Raw genomic sequence first — 20,198 nt, forward strand, 5'->3', positions numbered from 1 at the left:
TCTTTTCGAGCCGGTGCCGTTTCGTTTGTGTCCACCAGGTTAAACGGCCAGGTCAGACCCTGTGACCCAGGTCATTTACAGGCGTTCTACACTGGCGAGCGAGCTTGTGAATCACTTCACAACAGTGTGATCAGGCTTGTGAACTGTTTCACAAGCGTTTGTTAGGTTCGCCTAACAAACGAGTGGCAGAAGTACACCCTTAGGGTGCGCCTCGACACGCGAGGAAAGGACGACGGAGAGTGCTGGACCCTTACCTCCCCCTCGTATTGATGTTCGCGCTCGCCGGGGCGTTCGCGCTCTTCTCGGTGACCGCAGCGCCCTACATCGGACCCCGCCGCTACAACCGGGCCAAGCTCGACGCGTACGAGTGCGGCATCGAGCCGAGCCCGCAGCCGGTGATCGGTGGTGGCCGCATGCCGGTCGCCTACTACCTGACGGCGATGCTCTTCATCTTGTTCGACATCGAAATGGTGTTCCTCTACCCGTTCGCCGTCGCTGCCGACAAGCTCGGCCTGTTCGGGCTGGTGGAGATCGTCCTGTTCGTCGCAACGGTCGGCTTCGCGTACATCTACGTGTGGCGCCGCGGCGGCCTCGACTGGAACTGAGGAAGTCATGGGTCTCGAGGAGAAGCTCCCGAACGGCATCCTGCTGGCCAGCGTGGAGAAGCTGGTCAACTGGACCCGCAAGTCCTCGCTCTGGCCTGCCACCTTCGGCCTGGCCTGCTGCGCCATCGAGATGATGACGACGGGTGGTCCGCGCTACGACCTCGCCCGCTTCGGCATGGAGGTCTTCCGGGCGTCACCGCGCCAGGCCGACCTGATGATCGTCGCGGGCCGGGTCACCAACAAGATGGCGCCGGTGCTGCGGCAGATCTACGACCAGATGCCCGAGCCGCGCTGGGTGCTGGCCATGGGCGTGTGCGCCAGCAGTGGCGGCATGTTCAACAACTACGCGGTGGTGCAGGGCGTCGACCACGTCGTGCCCGTCGACATGTACCTGCCGGGCTGCCCGCCGCGGCCGGAGATGCTGATGGACGCGATCCTCAAGATCCACGCCAAGATCATGGACGAGCCGCTGGGCGCCGTGCGCGCCAAGGCACTCGCCGACTCGGGCTACCGCACCGACCTCATCCCGTCGTCCGAGCGCTTTGCGAGGAAGAAGTGACCGAGCCAGGGGGAGAGCACTCCAGCGTCAACAACCGCGCGGGAGAAGACCTCGAGAAGACCAACGGCGACGAGGCGAAGGCCAAGGCGCCGATCCTCGCCGGCAAGGAGCGCAGGGGCCTCTTCGGCGTCACCGGCTCCGGTGACACCTCCGGCTTCGGCGGCCTGCGCCTGCCCGCCCACGTGGCCGCTCCGTCCGAGCGCCCGTACGGCGGCTGGTTCGACGAGGTCGCCGACGAGATCCTCGCCGCCGCGAACGAGAAGGGCCTGCCCGCCGACACGGTGCAGCAGGTGTCCGTCGACCGCGGCGAGATCACCTTCTACCTGCGGCCGGAGACGCTGCTGGAGGTCGCGCGGATCTGCCGCGACACCCCGTCGCTGCGCTTCGAGCTCTGCAGCTCGGTGTCCGGTGTGGACTACGGCGCCGGGGTGCCGCAACGCCTGCACTCGGTTACGCACCTCACGTCGATGACGTACCGCCGCCGCATCCGGCTGGAGGTCGCGGTCGACGTCGAGCACCCGCACGTGCCGAGCCTCGTCGAGGTCTACCCGACGGCGGACTGGCAGGAGCGCGAGACCTGGGACATGTTCGGGATCATCTACGACGGTCACCCCGGACTGACCCGAATCCTCATGCCGGACGACTGGGACGGCCACCCGCAGCGCAAGGACTACCCGCTGGGCGGCATCCCGGTCGAGTACAAGGGCGCGGAGATCCCTCCGCCGGACCAGAGGCGGTCCTACTCATGACCGAGCGGCTTTCCGACTTCACCACCGGCACGAACACGAGCGCCACCGGCAGCGACAGCTCCGACGACGTCGACACGAGCCCGAACACCCCCGAGATCGCCGACTCCCGCAAGACCACCGAGGGCACCGTCTACACGGTCACCGGCGGCGACTGGGACGAGGTGCTCGCGGACGCGGTGCACGACGAGCGCATCGTCATGAACCTCGGCCCGCAGCACCCGTCGACGCACGGCGTGCTCCGCCTGGTGCTGGAGCTCGAGGGCGAGACCGTCACCCACGCCCGCAGCGTGATCGGCTACCTGCACACCGGCATCGAGAAGAACCTCGAGTACCGCAACTGGGTGCAGGGCGTCACCTTCATCACGCGCACGGACTACCTGGCGCCGCTGCACCACGAGGCCGCCTACTGCATGAGCGTCGAGAAGCTGCTCGGCGTCACCGTGCCGGACAAGGCGCAGGCCATCCGCGTGCTGCTGATGGAGCTCAACCGGATCAGCTCGCACCTCGTCGCGCTCGCCACCGGCGGCATGGAGCTCGGTGCCCTCACCGGCATGACCTCCGGCTTCCGCGAGCGCGAGGAGGTGCTGCACCTGCTGGAGTTCCTGACCGGTCTGCGGATGAATCACGCGTTCATCCGGCCCGGCGGCCTGGCGCAGGACCTGCCCGACGGCGCGATCGAGAAGATCCGCGACTTCATCAAGCTGATGAACAAGCGCCTTCCCGACTACGACAAGCTGCTCACCGGCCAGCCGATCTGGCGCAACCGGCTCGCGGACGTCGGCTACCTGCCGGTCGACGCGTGCCTCGCGCTCGGCATCACCGGTCCGATCCTGCGCTCCGCGGGCCTCGCCTGGGACCTGCGCAAGGTCGACCCGTACAGCGGCTACGAGAACTACAGCTTCGAGGTGCCGGTCTCCGACCAGGCGGACTGCTTCGCGCGGTACCTGCTGCGGCTGGAGGAGATGCACCAGTCCCTCAAGATCATCAAGCAGGTCGTCGACACGTTGCCGACCGGCCCGGTGATGGTCGAGGACGCGAAGATCGCGTGGCCGGCGCAGCTCACGATCGGCAGCGACGGCATGGGCAACTCGCTCGAGCACGTCCGCAAGATCATGGGCCAGTCCATGGAGTCCCTCATCCACCACTTCAAGCTGGTGACCGAGGGCTTCAAGGTGCCGGCGGGCCAGGTGTACGTGCCGGTCGAGTCGCCGCGCGGCGAGCTCGGCTACCACGTGGTCTCCGACGGCGGCACCCGCCCGATGCGCGTGCACCTGCGCGAGCCCAGCTTCGTGAACCTCCAGTCGATGCCCGCGATGTGCGAGGGCGGCATGGTCGCCGACGTGATCGCGTCCGTCGCCTCGATCGACCCGGTGATGGGTGGTTGCGACCGATGACCCAGGCAGCAGAGAACACCACGTTCGACCAGTCCACCGCGGACAGGGCGCAGGCGATCATCGCCCGCTACCCGCAGGCCCGCAGCGCGCTGCTCCCGATGCTCCATCTCGTGCAGTCGGTGGAGGGCTACGTCTCCCAGGACGGCATCCGGTTCTGCGCCGGGCAGCTCGACCTGACCGAGGCCGAGGTCAGCGCGGTCGCGACGTTCTACACGATGTACAAGCGCCGCCCGTGCGGCGAGCACCTCGTGAGCGTCTGCACCAACACGCTGTGCGCGGCGCTGGGCGGCGACGACATCTACAAGACCCTCAAGGACCACCTCGGCGTGGGCCACGAGGAGACCGCGGGCGAGCCGGGCACGCCGGGCTCGATCACGCTGGAGCACGCCGAGTGCCTCGCCGCGTGCGACCTCGGCCCTGTTCTCCAGGTCAACTACGAGTTCTACGACAACCAGACGCCCGAGAAGGCGCTGGGACTCGTGCAGGCGCTGCAGTCGGGGGAGAAGCCCGCCCCCACCCGCGGCGCCCCGCTCACCGACTTCAAGCAGGCCGAGCTCCAGCTCGCCGGGTTCTTCGAGGGTCGCGACGCCGACCTCGACGGCCCGTCGGCGGCCGCGGAGACGTTGCGCGGCGCCAAGATCGCCCAGGAACGCGGCTGGGACGCGCCGGAGATGCCGTCCAACGCCGAGTTCCCCGCCCTGCCGGAAAAGAAGTAGGGGGCACACGATGGTTGACCCGCTGACTCCCGTTCTCACCAAGCGCTGGACCGAGCCCAGGTCCTGGACGATCGAGACCTACGAGCGCACCGGTGGCTACACCGCGCTGCCCAAGGCGCTCAAGGCCCACCCGGACCAGCTCATCCAGCAGTGCAAGGACTCCGGGCTGCGCGGCCGCGGCGGCGCGGGGTTCCCCACCGGCATGAAGTGGGGCTTCATCCCGCAGGGCGACGGCAAGCCGCACTACCTCGTCATCAACGCCGACGAGGGCGAGCCGGGCACCTGCAAGGACATCCCCACGATGATGGCGGACCCGCACTCGCTGATCGAGGGCGTGATCATCACGTCGTACGCGATCCGCGCGAACTTCGCGGCGATCTACGTCCGCGGCGAGGCCCTGCACTGCATCCGCCGCCTCAACGGGGCCGTGCGCGAGGCGTACGCCAAGGGCTACCTGGGCAAGGACGTCCTCGGCAGCGGGTTCGACCTGGACGTCGTCGTGCACGCCGGCGCCGGCGCGTACATCTGCGGTGAGGAGACCGCGCTGCTCGACTCGCTGGAGGGCCGCCGCGGCCAGCCGCGGCTCAAGCCGCCGTTCCCCGCGACCTCGGGCCTGTACGCGTCGCCCACCGTGGTGAACAACGTCGAGACGATCGCGTCGGTCCCCTTCATCGTCAACGGTGGCGCAGACTGGTTCCGCGCGATGGGCCGCGACCGGTCGCCCGGCCCGAAGATCTACTCGCTGTCCGGCCACGTGACCAACCCCGGCCAGTACGAGGCGCCGATGGGCACCACGCTGCGCCAGCTGCTGGACATGGCCGGTGGCATGAAGGACGGCGTCCCGCTCAAGTTCTGGACGCCGGGTGGCTCGTCCACCCCGCTGTTCACCGCGGAGCACATGGACGTGCCGCTCGACTTCGAGGGCGCGGCCGAGGCGGGCTCGATGCTTGGCACGACCGCGATCCAGGTCTTCAACGAGACCGTGTCCGTGCCGTGGGCCGTCATGAAGTGGACGGAGTTCTACAAGCACGAGTCGTGCGGCAAGTGCACGCCGTGCCGCGAGGGCACGTACTGGCTCGTGCAGATCCTGCAGCGGATGGTGGCGGGCAACGGCACGGCGAGCGACATCGACACGTTGCTCGACGTCTGCGACAACATCCTCGGCCGTTCCTTCTGCGCGCTGGGTGACGGTGCGGTCAGCCCGATCACCAGTGGCATCAAGTACTTCAAGGACGAGTTCCTGGCTCTCTGCGACCAGAACTCCAAGGTCCTGGCTGGAGCGAACGCATGACCATCGCCCCTGACAAGAGCACGCCCACCGAGCTCGTCGTGCCCGAGGGCCACGTCAAGCTCGTCATCGACGGCGTCGAAGTGGTGGCGCCCAAGGGCGAGCTGCTGATCCGCACGGCCGAGCGCCTCGGCACGGTCATCCCGCGCTTCTGCGACCACCCGCTGCTGGAGCCCGCCGGCGCCTGCCGCCAGTGCCTCGTCGAGGTCGAGATGGGCGGCCGGCCGATGCCGAAGCCGCAGGCCTCCTGCACGATGACGGTCGCGGACGGCATGGTCGTGAAGACCCAGCTGACCTCGCCGGTCGCGGACAAGGCCCAGCAGGGTGTGATGGAGCTGCTGCTCATCAACCACCCGCTGGACTGCCCGATCTGCGACAAGGGCGGTGAGTGCCCGCTGCAGAACCAGGCGATGGCCCACGGCCGCAGCGACTCCCGCTTCCACGAGCACAAGCGGACGTTCCCGAAGCCGATCAACATCTCCACGCAGGTGCTGCTCGACCGCGAGCGCTGCGTGCTCTGCCAGCGCTGCACCCGGTTCTCCGCGCAGATCGCCGGCGACCCGTTCATCGAGCTGCTGGAGCGCGGTGCGCAGCAGCAGATCGGTGTGGCGCAGGAGAAGCCGTTCCAGAGCTACTTCTCCGGCAACACCATCCAGATCTGCCCGGTCGGTGCCCTCACGAGCGCCGCCTACCGGTTCCGCGCCCGGCCGTTCGACCTCGTGTCGACGCCGAGCATCTGCGAGCACTGCTCGTCGGGGTGCGCCGAGCGCACCGACTGGCGGCGCGGCAAGGTGCAGCGCAAGCTCGCCGGCGACGACCCGCAGGTCAACGAGGAGTGGATCTGCGACAAGGGCCGGTTCGCCTTCCGCTACGCCACGGCCGGCGACCGCATCACGCGGCCGCTGGTCCGCGACGCCGAGACCGGTGAGCTGCGCGAGTCGTCCTGGACCGAGGCGCTGCAGGTCGCGGCGGCCGGTCTGACGGCGGCCCGGGACGCGAACGGCGTCGGCGTGCTGACCGGTGGCCGGCTGACCGTCGAAGACGCCTACGCGTACTCGAAGTTCGCCCGGATCGCGTTGCGCACCAACGACATCGACTTCCGCGCCCGGCCGCACAGCGCCGAGGAGCTGGAGTTCCTGTCCGGCACGACGGTGTTCACCAACCCGGACAACGGCGTCACGTTCGAGGGCATCGAGAAGGCACCGGCGGCTCTGCTGGTCGCGTTCGAGCCCGAGGAAGAGGCGCCGATCGTCTTCCTGCGGCTGCGCAAGGCCGCGCGCAGGGGCACCACGAAGGTCTTCCACCTCGGCCAGTACACGTCCCCGGCCGTGGAGAAGACGTTCGGAACGCTGCTCGCGTGCGTGCCGGGTGCCGAGGCCAACGCCCTCAACGCGTTGCCGGAGCACGCCTCCGACGTAGTCGAGCTGCTGGGCAAGCCCGGTGCGGTGATCCTCGTCGGCGAGCGCGCCGCCGAGATCCCCGGCGCGTTCACCGCGGTCGCCCGGCTGGCCGAACGCACCGGCGCCAAGGTCGCGTGGATTCCGCGGCGGGCCGGTGAGCGCGGTGCGCTCGCGGTCGGCGCGGTGCCGAACCTGCTGCCCGGTGGCCGTCACGTCGCGAACGACGCGGCGCGCACCGAGGTCGAGCGGACCTGGGGTGTGGCGGAGGGCTCGCTGCCCGCGACGCCCGGCCGCGACACCACCGGAATCCTCGAAGCCGCCGCGAGCGGTCAGCTGTCCGGCCTGGTGGTCGGCGGCGTCGACCCGTTCGACCTGCCGGACCCGCGGCTCGCGGAGAAGGCGCTGGCGGGAGCCGGTTTCGTCGTGAGCCTGGAGCTGCGGCCGAGCGCGGTCACCGCGTACGCCGACGTCGTGCTCCCGATCGCCCCCGCGGTCGAGAAGTCGGGCACCTTCCTCAACTGGGAGGGCCGCCTGCGCGAGTTCGGCACGACGCTGGAGGGCACCGGCGCGCTGCCGGACTGCCGCGTGCTCGACACCCTCGCGGTGGAGATGGACGCGGACCTGTTCACGCAGACGCCCGCCGCCGCTGCCGCCGACCTGGCGCGGCTCGGCGAGGGCGTCTCGAACGGGTCCTCGCTGAACGTCGCCGCCCCACTGGTGTCGCCGGCCGGTGCGGGCAAGGCCGTTCTCGCCACCTGGCACCGCCTGCTCGGCAACGGCTCGCTGCAGGTCGACGAGCCGCACCTGGCCGGCACGGCCCGCCCGGTCGTCGCCAAGGTCGCCGAGGCCACCGCGCGGCAGTTCGGCCTGGAGAGCGGCGGCTTCGTGACGGTGTCCACCGAACGCGGCGCGATCACGCTGCCGGTCGAGACCGACGACCTGCCCGAGGGCGTCATCTGGCTGCCCACCAACTCGGGTGACGTGACCGTCCGGGCCACGCTCGGCGCGGGCCACGGCTCGATCGTCTCCGTCAGCGGAGGAAAGTCATGACGCAGCACTACTTCGCGGCGGAGCTCGGTGACACCGGCAAGCTCCTCGCGGACGACCCGATCTGGCTGGTCCTGGTCAAGGTCGTCGGGATCTTCGCCTTCCTCGTGGTCATGACCCTGTTCATGATCAACTGGGAGCGCAAGGTCGTCGCGCGGATGCAGCACCGCCCCGGTCCCAACCGGGTCGGCCCGAACGGCTGGCTCCAGTCGCTCGCGGACGGTCTGAAGCTCGCGTTCAAGGAGGACATCCGCCCGGTCCTCGCGGACAAGTGGGTGTTCTTCCTCGCCCCGGTGATCTCGTGCATCCCCGCGTTCCTCGCGTTCTCGGTGATCCCGCTCGCGGGCGAGGTCAGCATGTTCGGCGAGCAGACCGCGCTGCAGCTCGTCGACCTGCCGGTCGGCGTGCTGGTGGTCCTGGCCTGCTCCTCGCTCGGCGTCTACGGCATCGTGCTGTCCGGCTGGGCCTCCGGCTCGCCGTACCCGCTGCTCGGCGCGCTGCGCTCGGCCGCGCAGGTGATCTCCTACGAGATCGCGATGGGCCTGTCGATCGTCGCGGTGATCATGTTCACCGGCTCGATGTCGACCGGTGACATCGTCAACGCGCAGGCGAGCACGATCCTCGGCACCCCGATCCCGGGCTGGTTCGGCATCCTGCTGTTCCCGAGCTTCGTGATCTACGTGGTGTCGATGGTCGGCGAGACCAACCGCGCGCCGTTCGACCTCCCCGAGGCCGAGTCCGAGCTGGTCGGTGGCTTCCACACCGAGTACAGCTCGCTCAAGTTCGCGCTGTTCTTCCTCGCCGAGTACGTGAACATGGTGACCGTCTCGGCGCTGGCGACCACGCTCTTCCTCGGCGGCTACCGAGCTCCGTGGTCCGGTGAGTTCATGAACACCGGCTGGTGGGGCCTGCTGTGGTTCATCGTCAAGACGCTGTTCTTCCTGTTCATCTTCATCTGGCTGCGCGGCACGCTGCCCCGCCTGCGCTACGACCAGTTCATGAAGCTCGGCTGGAAGGTGCTGGTCCCGGTCAGCCTCGTGTGGATCATGGCCGTCGCCGTCATCCGCACCGGTGCGCTCAAGGAGCTCTCCACCGGTCAGAAGCTGGTCGCACTGGGTGTGTTCGTCGGCGTCGTGCTGCTGATCTCGTTCCTGCTGCCCGACAAGAAGCAGCAGGCCAAGGGCGGCGTCCCGCTGGCGGGCTCCGGCTTCCCGGTGCCGCCGCTCGACCTCCAGGTCCCCAGGTCCGCGCCCAAGCGCAAGGTCAAGGTCGCCACTCTTCCCCAGGACAAGGAAGCCCTGGCCGCCGCTCCCACCGCGAAGGAGGCGGAGTAGGGATGTTCGAGTCCATCAAGGGCTTCGGAGTCACCTTCGGCACCATGTTCAAGAAGGTGGTGACCGAGGAGTACCCCGAGGTCAAGAAGGTGACCGCACCGCGGTTCCACGGCCGCCACCAGCTGAACCGGCACCCGGACGGGCTGGAGAAGTGCGTCGGCTGCGAGCTGTGCGCGTGGGCCTGTCCCGCGGACGCGATCTTCGTCGAGGGTGGCGACAACACCGAGGAAGCGCGCTACTCGCCCGGTGAGCGCTTCGGTGCCGACTACCAGATCAACTACCTGCGGTGCATCGGCTGCGGCCTGTGCATCGAGGCCTGCCCGACCCGGTCGCTCACGATGACGAACGAGTACGAGCTCGCCGACGACAACCGGCAGGACCTGATCTTCACGAAGGAGGACCTGCTCGCCCCGCTGCTGCCCGGCATGGAGCAGCCGCCGCACCCGATGCGGCTCGGCGACAACGAGCAGGACTACTACGTGAACGGCCCGCAGCTCGCCAAGGCGGCCCAGAAGGAGGGGGATCAGCAGTGAGCCTCGTCCTCCAGTTCCTGGCGCAGCAGCCGGAGCCGGTGCAGCGCGCGGTCGACGTCATGACCACCGGTGAGAAGGTCGCGTTCTGGGTCCTCGGCCCGCTCGCGCTGGCCGGCGCGCTCGGCATGCTGTTCTCGCGCAACGCGGTGCACTCCGCGCTGTGGCTGGTGCTGACCATGCTGAACCTCGGTGTGCTGTACATGGTCCAGCAGGCGCCGTTCCTCGGCTTCGTGCAGATCATCGTCTACACCGGCGCGATCATGATGCTGTTCCTGTTCGTGCTGATGATGGTCGGCCGGGACAGCTCCGACTCGGTCGTCGAGGTGATCAGGGGACAGCGCCTCGCGGCCACGTTCCTCGGCATCGGCTTCGCGGTCCTGCTGGTCAGCTCGATCGCCCGGTCCCTGACCGCGGTGACGCCGGTGGGTCTCGCCGAGGCGAACACCACCAACGGCGGCAACGTCGGCAACATCGGCCAGAAGATCTTCACGGACTACCTGTTCCCGTTCGAGCTCACCTCGGCGCTGCTGATCACGGCGGCCATCGGCGCGATGATCCTCGCGTTCGTCGGCCGCGACGGGAAGCCCGCCAAGAAGACGCAGCGGGAGCTCGTCGAGGAGCGCTTCCAGGAGGGCAAGCGGGTCGGGTCCATCCCCGGTCCCGGTGTCTTCGCCACCGCCAACTCGGTGGCCACGCCCGCACTGCTGCCCGACGGCAGCGTCGCGGAGGAGTCCCTGTTCGAGGTCATCGAGACCACCGACAGGGGCAAGCTCTCCGACGACGTCGCCGAGGTCGCAGGCTCCGGCCACCAGCCGGACCCGCACGCGCTCAAGGGAAGTGAGTCGTGACTCCGACGTACTACCTGCTCCTGTCGGCACTGCTGTTCAGCATCGGCGCCGTCGGCGTGCTGGTGCGGCGCAACGCCATCGTCGTGTTCATGTGCGTCGAGCTCATGCTCAACGCGGTCAACCTGAGCCTGGTGACGTTCGCGCGGATCAACGGCTCGCTCGACGGTCAGGTGATGGCGTTCTTCGTGATGGTCGTCGCCGCGGCGGAGGTCGTCGTCGGCCTCGCGATCATCATGTCCATCTTCCGGACGCGTCGCTCGGCCTCGGTCGACGACTCGAACCTGCTGAAGTACTGAGGGGTCACCGGTGACGGAACCTGTTGCCGCCAGCGGGGTCGCTTCTCTCGCCTGGCTTCTGTTGGCGCTGCCCGCGTTCGGCGCGGCGGTGCTGTTGGTCAGTGGCAAGCGCGCCGACAAGTGGGGCCACCTGCTCGGCAGCGCCACGCTCCTGGCGTCGTTCGGCTACGCGCTCGCGTTGTTCTTCTCGACCCTCGGCGTCTCGAACACCGAGGAGCGGGTCCAGAACCTCAAGCTGTGGGACTGGATCGACGTCAACGCGCTGACCGTCGAGTTCGGACTGCGGCTCGACCCGCTGTCGCTGACGTTCGTGCTGCTGATCACCGGTGTGGGCTCGCTGATCCACATCTACTCGATCGGCTACATGGCGCACGAGGAAGGCAGGCGGAAGTTCTTCGCCTACCTCAACCTCTTCGTGTCGGCGATGCTCCTGCTGGTGCTGGGCAACGGTTTCGTGACCCTGTACTTCGGCTGGGAGGGCGTCGGTCTCGCCTCGTACCTGCTGATCGGCTGGTACCAGTACAAGCCGGAAGCGGCGTCGGCGGCCAAGAAGGCCTTCCTGATGAACCGCGTCGGTGACCTGGGCCTCGCCATCGCGATCTTCCTGATGTTCAACCGCCTCGGGACCACGCAGTACACCGAGGTCTTCAGCCGGGTCGGCGAGTTCAGCGGTGCCGAGGTCCTCGCGATCACGCTCCTGCTGCTGCTCGGCGCCTGCGGCAAGTCGGGCCAGTTCCCGCTGCAGGCCTGGTTGCCCGACGCGATGGCAGGCCCGACCCCGGTGTCCGCCCTGATCCACGCGGCGACGATGGTCACCGCGGGCGTGTACCTGATCGCCCGCTCCAACCCGCTCTACAACCTGAGCGAGGACGGCCGCCTGGTCGTCATGATCATCGGTGGCGTCACGCTGCTGATCGGCTGCATCATCGGCTGCGCCTACGACGACTTCAAGAAGGTCCTGGCGTACTCGACGGTCTCGCAGATCGGCTACATGATCCTCGCCGTGGGCCTCGGCCCGATCGGTTACGCGCTCGGCATCATGCACCTGCTGACGCACGGCTTCTTCAAGGCCGGGCTCTTCCTCGGTGCCGGCTCGGTCATGCACGGCATGAACGACGAGGGCAACATCCGCCGGATGGGCGGGCTCTACAAGTTCCTGCCGATCACGTTCGTCACCTGGACGCTCGGCTACCTCGCGCTGATCGGCATCCCGCCGTTCGCGGGCTACTTCTCGAAGGACGCCATCATCGCGGCGGCGTTCGGCGCGGAGGGCTGGCGCGGGTACGTCTTCGGCGGTGTCGCACTGCTCGGTGCCGCGCTCACCGCGTTCTACATGACCCGCCTGCTGATCCTGGTCTTCCTGGGCAAGCCCCGCTGGAAGGACCTGAAGGCCGAGAACGGCAAGGACTACCACCCGCACGAGTCCCCGCTGACGATGACCATCCCGATGATCGTCCTCGCGGTCGGGTCCGTCGCCGGCGGCTGGTTCCTCTCCTCCGGCGGCCGGCTCGCCGGCTGGCTGGAGCCCTCGCTGGGTGAGCTGCAGGAGTCGCACGGCGTCCTGTCGCACGGCGTGGTCGGAATCCTGACCGTGGTGCTCTCGCTCGCCGGCGCCGGTCTCGCGTTCCTGCTCTTCGGCCGCGGCACGCAGCCGGTCGAGCGGCCGGAGCGGGTGTCGTTCCCGGTCCGCGCGGCCCGCAACGACCTGTACGGCAACGCCCTCAACGAGGCCCTGTTCGCGCGGCCGGGCACCTGGCTCACCCGCGCGCTGGTCTACCTCGACCTCAAGGGCGTCGACGGCGTGGTCAACGGCACCGCGGCGTTGCTGGGCGGTAGCTCCGGCCGGCTGCGCAGGCTGCAGACCGGTTTCGTCCGCTCCTACGCACTGTCCATGCTCCTGGGCTCGATCGTGGTTCTCGGGGCTCTGCTGATGGTGAGGTTCTCGTGAACTGGGTCCTGATCGCGCTGCTGGTCGTGCCGCTCGTCGGCGCGCTGGTGGTGACGTTCCTGCGCAAGGACGACGCGAAGGCCAAGTTCGTCGCGCTGGCGTTCTCGCTCGTCGAGCTGGTGCTCGCGGGTCTGCTGTGGTTCGCCTACGACCCCGACGGTGACCGCCTCCAGCTCACGTCCGGGGTGACCTGGATCGAGTCGTTCGGCGTCCGGCTGTCGTTCGGCATCGACGGCATCGCGCTGGTGATGATCGCGGTCATCGCGCTGCTCATCCCGCTGGTGATCGGTGCCGGCTGGACCGAGCGGCTGCCGGAGGGCCGGTCGCAGGGCGGGTACCTCGCGCTGATCCTGGTGCAGGAGGCCGTGACGGTCGCGGTGTTCGCCGCCACCGACGTCTTCCTGTTCTACGTGCTGTTCGAGGTCATGCTCATCCCGATGTACTTCCTGATCGGCGGCTACGGCGGCGCGCGCAGGCAGTACGCGGCGGTCAAGTTCTTCCTGTACTCGTTCCTCGGCGGCCTGATCATGCTGGCTTCCGCGATCGGCGCCTACGCGATGGCGTCGGACGAGCTGGGCAAGGGCACGTTCGACTGGGCGACGCTCGTGACCGTGGTCCGCGACGCGGACGCGACGACGCAGACCTGGCTGTTCCTCGGCTTCTTCCTGGCGTTCGCCATCAAGGCGCCGCTGGTGCCGTTCCACACCTGGCTGCCCGACGCCGCGGCCGAGGCGCCCATCGGCGTCACGGTGATCGTCGTCGGCATCCTGGACAAGGTCGGCACGTTCGGCATGCTGCGCTACCTGCTGCCGATGTTCCCGGAGGCGTCGAAGAACCTGGCGCCGTACATCCTGGTCCTCGCGGTGGCCGGCGTCCTCTACGGATCGCTGCTCGCCACGGGCCAGCGGGACATGAAGCGGTTCCTCGCGTACGTCTCGATCGCGCACTTCGGCTTCATCGCGCTCGGCATCTTCGCGTTCACGTCGCAGGCCGGCGTGGGCTCGGTGTCGTACATGCTGAACCACTCGATCTCGACGGGCATGCTGATCCTGGTGGTCGGCATGATCATCGCGCGCGGTGGTTCGTCGCTGATCTCCGACTACGGCGGCATGTCGAAGGTGGCCCCGCTGCTCGCGGGCATGCTGCTGATCTCGGGTCTGACCACGCTGTCGCTGCCGGGCACGAACTCGTTCGTCTCGGAGTTCCTGGTGCTGATCGGCTCGTTCCCGACGCAGCCGGTCTACACGGTCCTCGCGACGATCGGCATGGTGCTCGCTGCGCTCTACGTGCTGTGGCTCTACCAGCGGATGATGACCGGCCCGCTGCGCGGCGACGCGCTCGTGGGTGCCGCTGCCGGTCCGGGTGCCGTCGGCGACCCGGAGAAGAAGACGGCCATCGGCGACCTGAACAAGCGCGAGATCGCTGTTCTGGCACCGCTCGTCGTCATCGTGCTGGCCCTCGGGTTCTACCCGCAGCCGGTGCTCGACGTCATCACCCCGACTGTCGGGGCGACGCTGACCGAGGTCGGCGTGACCGACCCGGTCTCCGTGCAGGAAGGCAAGTGACGTGAACCTCCTGTTCGCCCAGGCGCAGCAGATCCAGGCGCCGGAGATCGACTACGCGGCCATCGCGCCGTTGCTGGTGGTGCTCGGCGCGGCGTGCATCAGCGTGCTGCTGGAAGCGTTGCTGCCCAAGCACCAGCGGTGGGCGGTGCAGCTCGTGCTGTCGCTCGTCACCCTGGTCGGGGCCACCGGCGCGCTGATCCTCTACGCGGTGAAGGACGACCGTCCGGCCGCCGGTGTCTCGACGCTGGCGGGTGCGGTCGCCGTCGACTCGCCGTCGCTCTTCCTGTGGGCCACGCTGCTGGTGCTGGCGTTTGGCAGCCTGCTGCTGATCGCGGACCGCTCGGTCGAGCCCGGCGGCGTGTTCGTGTCGCAGGCGGCGATCCGGCCGGGCACGATCCAGGACCGCGCCCAGGCCACCAAGGCCGGGATGCAGACCGAGGTCTTCCCGCTCGTGCTGTTCGCGCTCGGCGGCATGATGACCTTCGTCGCGTCGAACGACCTGCTGACGATGTTCATCGCGCTGGAGGTCATGTCGCTGCCGCTGTACCTGCTGTGCGGCCTGGCCCGCCGGCGGCGCCTGCTCTCGCAGGAGGCGGCGGTCAAGTACTTCCTGCTCGGCGCGTTCGCGTCGGCGTTCTTCCTCTACGGCATCGCGCTGCTGTACGGCTTCGCCGGCTCGGTGAAGCTGTCGGCCATCGCCTCCGCCGCCGCCGGCACGGACCGCTCGGACACGCTGCTGTTCGCGGGCTTCGGCCTGCTGGTGGTGGGTCTGCTGTTCAAGGCCGCGGTCGGCCCGTTCCACGCGTGGACCCCGGACGTGTACCAGGGCGCTCCCACGCCGGTGACGGCGTTCATGGCGGCGTGCACCAAGGTCGCGGCGTTCGGCGGCATCCTGCGCGTGCTCACCGTGGCGTTCCAGAACACCCAGTGGGAGTGGCGGGGCGTGCTGTACGGCGTCGCCGTCGTCTCGATGGTGATCGGCGCGGTGCTCGGCCTCACGCAGACCGACGTGAAGCGCATGATCGCGTACTCCTCCGTGGCGCACGCGGGCTTCCTGCTGATCGGCTCGATCGCCCTGACGCCGGAGGGCGGGTCGCCGGGCGTCAGCGCCACGATGTTCTACCTGCTGGTGTACGGCTTCACGACGATCGCGGCGTTCGGCATCGTCTCGCTGGTGCGCAACTCCGACGGCGAGGCGACGCACCTGTCGCAGTGGGCGGGCCTCGCGAAGCGGTCGCCGCTGGTGGCGGGCATCTTCACGTTCCTGCTGCTGGCACTGGCCGGCATCCCGCTGACGTCCGGTTTCATCGGCAAGTTCGTCGTGTTCAGCGCGGCGATCGAGGCCGGCCTGACGCCGCTCGTGGTGATCGCGCTGGTGGCCTCGGCCGTCGCGGCGTTCTTCTACCTGCGGGTGATCGTGCTGATGTACTTCAGCGAGCCCGCGCCGGACGGTCCGACCGTCACGGTGCCGGGGGCGTTCACCACGGTCGCGATCACGTTGGGTGCGGTGGTCACCCTGGTGTTGGGTCTGTACCCCACGTTGGTGCTCGAATGGGCGGGTACCGGCACCTTCCTCAGCTAGGTGTACGTAGGCTGCTGATGTGACCAGTAGCGAGCATGAGGGACCGGGGTTCGCGTTGGTGGACCCCGTGCTCACCGAGGTAGTCCAGAACGGCCTGGCCGAGGTGGAGCAGCTCCTGCACGACGTCGTGCAGAGCGAGTTCCACCCGGTCACGGAAACCTCGCTTCACCTTGTGGAGGCGGGCGGGAAGCGGATCCGCCCGCTCTTCACACTGCTGGCTTCCCAGTTCGGCGCCGACTACGACCGCGAGAAGGTCGTCAAGGCGGCCGCTGTGGTCGAACTCACGCACCTCGCGACGCTCTACCACGACGACGTGATGGACGAGGCGACCACGCGGCGCGGCGCGGTGTCCGCGAACGCCAAGTGGGACAACAGCATCGCGATCCTGACGGGTGACTTCCTGTTCGCCCACGCCTCCCGCCTGACCGCAGACCTGGGCACGGACGCGGCGCGGATCATCGCGGAGACGTTCTCGATCCTCGTCACCGGCCAGATGCGCGAGACCGTCGGCCCGAAGCCCGGCGAGGACCCGGTCGCGCACTACCTCCAGGTGATCGGCGAGAAGACCGGTGTGCTGATCGCCACCGCGGCCCTCTTCGGCGGCATGTTCTCCGACGCGACCGACGAGCAGACCGACGCCCTGCGCCGGTACGCGGAGGTCATCGGGGCGGCGTTCCAGATCGCCGACGACGTCATCGACATCGCCTCCCCGTCGGTCGAGTCCGGCAAGACGCCCGGCACCGACCTGCGCGAGGGCGTGCGGACGTTGCCGATGCTCTACGCGCTGGCCGACCCCGCCGAGACGCGGCTGGCCGAGCTGCTGGCCGGGCCGATCACCGAGGACGCCCTCGTCGACGAGGCGCTGGCGCTGCTGCGCGAGTCCTCCGGCATGGACCGGGCGCGCGAGACCCTCGACGAGTACGCCGACCGGGCCCGCACGGAGCTGGGCAAGCTGCCGCCGTGCGCCGCGCGGGACGCCCTTGAAGAGCTCGCCACCTACGTGGTCGCCCGCACGCGCTGATCCCTCGTCACGCGGGGGCCCCGCGTTCCCCTGAGGGTCACGCGGGGGCCCCGCGTTCCCTTCAAGCGGGCTGCTCGACCGGCGCGAGCAGCTGCTTGCGCCGGTTCCGCACGGCGTCGGCCGTGAAGATCGCGAGGGCCACCCACACCAGCACGAACCCGGCCCAGCGGCTGGGCGGCATCGGTTCGCGCACCACGAACACGCCCCACGCGAACTGCAGGATCGGCGCCAGGTACTGCAGCATCCCCATGGTGGTCAGCGGGATCAGCCGCGCGCCCAGGCCGAACAGCAGCAGCGGGATCACCGTGACGATGCCGGTGCTCAGCAGCAGGAGCGCGTGGCCGGTGCCCTCGGTGGTGAAGGTGTTCGCGCCGCCGAGCACGAGCAGGTAGCCGAGCGCGATCGGGAAGATCACCGCGCTCTCCGCGGCCAGGCTCGACGTGGCGTCGAGCGGCACCTTCTTCTTCAGCAGCCCGTAGACGCCGAACGAGCAGGCCAGGACCAGCGAGATCACCGGCGGCGTGCCGTAGTCGACCGTGAGCACGATCACTGCGACGACGAGCACACCGATCGCGGCGAACTGCGCCGCCCGCAGCCTCTCCTTCAGCACCACCATGCCGAGGGCCACGCTGACCAGCGGCGTGATGAAGTAGCCGAGCGCCGACTCCACCACGTGGTGGGTGTTGACGGCGTAGATGTAGACGCCCCAGTTCACCGTGATGAGCACCGCGGCCGCCGTGACGATCAGCCAGCCCCTGCCGGACAGTTCGACCAGCGGGCGCCACTTGCGCAGCACCGCCAGCAGCACCCCCATCGTGACGAAAGACCAGACGATGCGGTGTGCCAGCACCTCCACGGGTGCGGCCGGCACGAGCAGTGGCCAGTACGCGGGGAACAGTCCCCAAAGGACGTAGGCGGTCGCGCCGTAGGTGATCCCTCGCCCCTGGGTGTGAACTTCTGCCGAAGTGAGGTTCGGACTCGTCAGGGGAGGCACAGAATCTCACTCTACGCCGCAGGTTCCGGCGCTTGTTTGCGCTGAACGGCGTAGTGGCGCAGCATCATCAACGGCACTGTAGTTTGACTACGCTCACCCTTCCGAGTGAGTGGGTCGGCGCGTGGTCTTAGAAGGGGCTTACCCGTGAATGTCTTCGGGCAGGTCTGGTTGTGGAGTCTGCTGGCGTTCGTCGCGGGGGTGTTGCTCACCTGGCTCGTGATGGTCAGGCCCGCACGGAAGCAGGTCGCGGAACTCGAAGATCGACTTCTTGAGGAGAGGTCGCGGAACACCGCCGCGCCGGTCGCCTCCGCTCCCGTCGACGACTTCGTGGTCGACGAGTGGGAGAGCGGCCCGCAGCGCCCGCTCCGCGACGACATCCTCGCATCCGTCCCGGCACCGGCCCCCTACGCGGAGCCGCCTGCCTACTTCGGTGCGCCCGTGCCGGCGCCCGTCGCGGTGCCGGAGCCGGTCGTCGCCGAACCCGAACCCGAGCCGGAACCCGAGCCCGAACCGGAGCCGCAGCCCGAACCGCAGCCGGAGCCGGAGCCCGCGCCGGTCGTCGAGGTGCCACGCGCGCCGCTGATGTCGCCGGAGGAGGCGCAGCGCCGGTTCGAGGAGCAGCTCGCCGAGCAGAAGGCCTTCGCCGACGCCGCGGAGGAGGACGACCGGCCGCGTTCGTTGTTCGAGCGCCTCAGCCCGGAGTCCGTGCCGGAGGAGACCCCGGCCGAGATGACGACCGTGCTGCCGCGGTCCGGTCTGGAGGCCGCCGACTTCGACGAGGAGCCGGAGCTCCCCGCCGAGCAGACCTCGTTCGTGCCGGCCTACGAGCCGACCGCGGAACCCGGCGCACCCGTTGCGAAGCCGACCGCGGGCCCCGAGGTCGACGGTCCGGCCGACGACTTCATCTACCAGCCGCGCGAGGTGTGGGCCGAGCAGGAGCAGGAGGTGTTCCTCGACGAGGCCGACGAGCAGGAGGACGAGCCCCAGGGCACCCGCTCCGAGCAGACGACCTACATCGCCGTCGAGGAGAGCGCCTGGCCCGCCAACGACCTCACCGGCGAGTACCCCGGCCTGCGCGACGAGCTCACCGGCCGCCTCGACCCCGAGCCCGAGTCGGCCGCCGAGCTGACCGGCGTGCTGGGCGAGCCCATCGACCTCGACGCCCCGCACGTGCGCAACGGCGTCTTCACCGAGCCGCAGCCGGACGCCGAGCCCGCGCAGGACCCCGAGTCCGGGTACGACGAGCCGGCGTACGACACGCAGGTGCACGCGGCCGTGCCCGCGTTCGAGGAGCCCGAGCCCTCCTACGCTCACGACGAGCCCTCGTACGCCCAGGACGAGCCTTCGTACGCTCACGACGAGCCTTCGTACGTGACGCCCGCCCAGGACGAGCCCGTGTACGGCACGCCTGCCTACGACGAGCCCGCGTACGGCACTCCCGCCCAGGACGAGCCCGCCCGCCAGTCGCCCGCGGCGCACTCCCAGCCGTTCACCAGCCCCGGCGCGGCCCCGGCCACGGCGTTCTCCGCGTTCGGCGACAACACCGACCCGGTCGAGCCGCAGGAACGCCAGCCCCGCGGCATGGGCGCCGCCTTCAACCACCCGCCGGAGACCCCTGAGGAGGCGGCACCCCCGGCGGTCCGCCCCGAACCGGTCGCGGAACGCCCGCGCTCGCTGTTCGAGCCCCTCCTGGACGCCGACGAGCCGCTGCCGGCCACCGGCCAGACCCGTTCGCTGCCGGACACGAGCGACGACCAGCCGTTCGTGCCGAAGTTCGTGCCCTCCGACGAACCCCTGCTCGCCGCCCCGCCGGAGCCGGAGCCGGAACCGGAGCTCGACCTCCCGCAGCGCGTGACCGAGGCCGGCCTGCCCATCCGCGAGGCCCGCAAGACCACGAAGCAGCGCCAGCAGAGCTTCCCGGCCTTCCAGGCGTTCGAGGCCCCCAAGCAGGAGGCCCCGAAGCCGGCGGCGGCCCTGCCCCAGCGCCCCCGCCCGGTCGGCTTCTCGCCGTCCACCGGCGGTCGCCCCAACGGCACGGCAGCCCCCGGCTCCTCCCGCTTCCAGCAGCCGGAGGGCTTCAACCCGCGCTCCCCGTTCGGCCCCGGCTCTGTCCTGCCCAGGTCCGACGGCCACGCCCCGGCGGAGGACTTCGCGGTGAAGGCCACCCTGACCGGCCGCCGCTACTACACGGAGGGCTCGGCGAACTTCGGCGAGACCCGCGCCGACGTGTGGTTCCGCACCGAGTCCGACGCCGAGAAGGCGGGCTTCCGCCCGGCGCCCTGAGCCGCCGCACCTGAGGTGTTGAACGCCGAGAGGCCC

Annotated in this window: 17 protein-coding genes; 16 read left to right on the plus strand and 1 reads right to left on the minus strand. The window is 69.3% G+C overall.

Annotated elements, in window-relative coordinates:
* Positions 1-239 precede the first annotated feature (239 nt).
* From ACZ7CH_RS03415 to ACZ7CH_RS03485, 15 genes are read left to right on the plus strand one after another with little or no spacing between them, the layout of a single operon-like run.
* Complete coding sequence (locus ACZ7CH_RS03415; RefSeq protein WP_065915906.1) at positions 240-605, plus strand: NADH-quinone oxidoreductase subunit A; 366 nt, start codon at positions 240-242, stop codon at positions 603-605.
* 7 nt (positions 606-612) lie between these two features.
* On the plus strand, positions 613-1,164 hold the full coding sequence (locus tag ACZ7CH_RS03420) for a NuoB/complex I 20 kDa subunit family protein (protein ID WP_089948943.1): 552 nt from the start codon (positions 613-615) through the stop codon (positions 1,162-1,164).
* Complete coding sequence (locus tag ACZ7CH_RS03425; protein ID WP_458430153.1) at positions 1,161-1,913, plus strand: NADH-quinone oxidoreductase subunit C; 753 nt, start codon at positions 1,161-1,163, stop codon at positions 1,911-1,913. The genes ACZ7CH_RS03420 and ACZ7CH_RS03425 overlap by 4 nt, the downstream gene beginning before the upstream one ends.
* Positions 1,910-3,307, plus strand: a complete 1,398-nt coding sequence (locus tag ACZ7CH_RS03430) for an NADH-quinone oxidoreductase subunit D (RefSeq protein WP_360399672.1) — start codon at positions 1,910-1,912, stop codon at positions 3,305-3,307. The genes ACZ7CH_RS03425 and ACZ7CH_RS03430 overlap by 4 nt, the downstream gene beginning before the upstream one ends.
* On the plus strand, positions 3,304-4,023 hold the full coding sequence (gene nuoE, locus ACZ7CH_RS03435; protein ID WP_360399669.1) for an NADH-quinone oxidoreductase subunit NuoE: 720 nt from the start codon (positions 3,304-3,306) through the stop codon (positions 4,021-4,023). The genes ACZ7CH_RS03430 and nuoE overlap by 4 nt, the downstream gene beginning before the upstream one ends.
* A 10-nt stretch (positions 4,024-4,033) precedes the next feature.
* Positions 4,034-5,314 (plus strand): NADH-quinone oxidoreductase subunit NuoF, encoded by a 1,281-nt coding sequence (nuoF, locus tag ACZ7CH_RS03440; RefSeq protein WP_360399666.1) that lies wholly within the window; start codon positions 4,034-4,036, stop codon positions 5,312-5,314.
* Complete coding sequence (locus ACZ7CH_RS03445) at positions 5,311-7,761, plus strand: NADH-quinone oxidoreductase subunit G (protein ID WP_470373074.1); 2,451 nt, start codon at positions 5,311-5,313, stop codon at positions 7,759-7,761. The genes nuoF and ACZ7CH_RS03445 overlap by 4 nt, the downstream gene beginning before the upstream one ends.
* Positions 7,758-9,092 (plus strand): NADH-quinone oxidoreductase subunit NuoH, encoded by a 1,335-nt coding sequence (nuoH, locus tag ACZ7CH_RS03450; protein ID WP_360399660.1) that lies wholly within the window; start codon positions 7,758-7,760, stop codon positions 9,090-9,092. The genes ACZ7CH_RS03445 and nuoH overlap by 4 nt, the downstream gene beginning before the upstream one ends.
* Before the next feature lie 2 nt (positions 9,093-9,094).
* Positions 9,095-9,625, plus strand: coding sequence for an NADH-quinone oxidoreductase subunit NuoI (nuoI, locus tag ACZ7CH_RS03455; protein WP_360399657.1), 531 nt, complete (start codon positions 9,095-9,097; stop codon positions 9,623-9,625).
* A 59-nt stretch (positions 9,626-9,684) separates the two neighbouring features.
* Positions 9,685-10,473 carry an NADH-quinone oxidoreductase subunit J gene (locus tag ACZ7CH_RS03460; protein ID WP_458434296.1) on the plus strand — a complete coding sequence of 263 codons (789 nt, stop codon included), beginning with the start codon at positions 9,685-9,687 and terminating at the stop codon, positions 10,471-10,473.
* Complete coding sequence (gene nuoK / locus ACZ7CH_RS03465; RefSeq protein ID WP_030473209.1) at positions 10,470-10,769, plus strand: NADH-quinone oxidoreductase subunit NuoK; 300 nt, start codon at positions 10,470-10,472, stop codon at positions 10,767-10,769. Before ACZ7CH_RS03460 ends, nuoK begins: the two co-directional genes overlap by 4 nt.
* Before the next feature lie 10 nt (positions 10,770-10,779).
* Positions 10,780-12,717: an NADH-quinone oxidoreductase subunit L gene (nuoL, locus tag ACZ7CH_RS03470; protein ID WP_470369946.1), complete on the plus strand. Its 1,938-nt coding sequence runs from the start codon at positions 10,780-10,782 to the stop codon at positions 12,715-12,717.
* Positions 12,714-14,282 (plus strand): NADH-quinone oxidoreductase subunit M, encoded by a 1,569-nt coding sequence (locus ACZ7CH_RS03475; protein ID WP_360399651.1) that lies wholly within the window; start codon positions 12,714-12,716, stop codon positions 14,280-14,282. Before nuoL ends, ACZ7CH_RS03475 begins: the two co-directional genes overlap by 4 nt.
* Before the next feature lies 1 nt (position 14,283).
* Positions 14,284-15,864: an NADH-quinone oxidoreductase subunit NuoN gene (gene nuoN / locus ACZ7CH_RS03480; RefSeq protein ID WP_360399648.1), complete on the plus strand. Its 1,581-nt coding sequence runs from the start codon at positions 14,284-14,286 to the stop codon at positions 15,862-15,864.
* Positions 15,865-15,919: 55 nt separating this feature from the next.
* The gene (locus ACZ7CH_RS03485) at positions 15,920-16,885 is read left to right on the plus strand and encodes a polyprenyl synthetase family protein (protein ID WP_360399902.1); all 966 of its coding nucleotides are present in this window, start codon (positions 15,920-15,922) and stop codon (positions 16,883-16,885) included.
* A gap of 61 nt (positions 16,886-16,946) precedes the next feature.
* Here the strand turns inward: ACZ7CH_RS03485 and rarD are convergent, their stop codons facing one another.
* Positions 16,947-17,879: an EamA family transporter RarD gene (rarD, locus tag ACZ7CH_RS03490; RefSeq protein ID WP_470373075.1), complete on the minus strand. Its 933-nt coding sequence runs from the start codon at positions 17,877-17,879 to the stop codon at positions 16,947-16,949.
* 144 nt (positions 17,880-18,023) lie between these two features.
* On the opposite strand from rarD, the gene ACZ7CH_RS03495 reads away from it, so the two are divergent.
* Complete coding sequence (locus tag ACZ7CH_RS03495) at positions 18,024-20,162, plus strand: sunset domain-containing protein (protein WP_470373076.1); 2,139 nt, start codon at positions 18,024-18,026, stop codon at positions 20,160-20,162.
* Positions 20,163-20,198: the final 36 nt, after the last annotated feature.

This window comes from Lentzea sp. NPDC037011 (genome assembly GCF_055607425.1).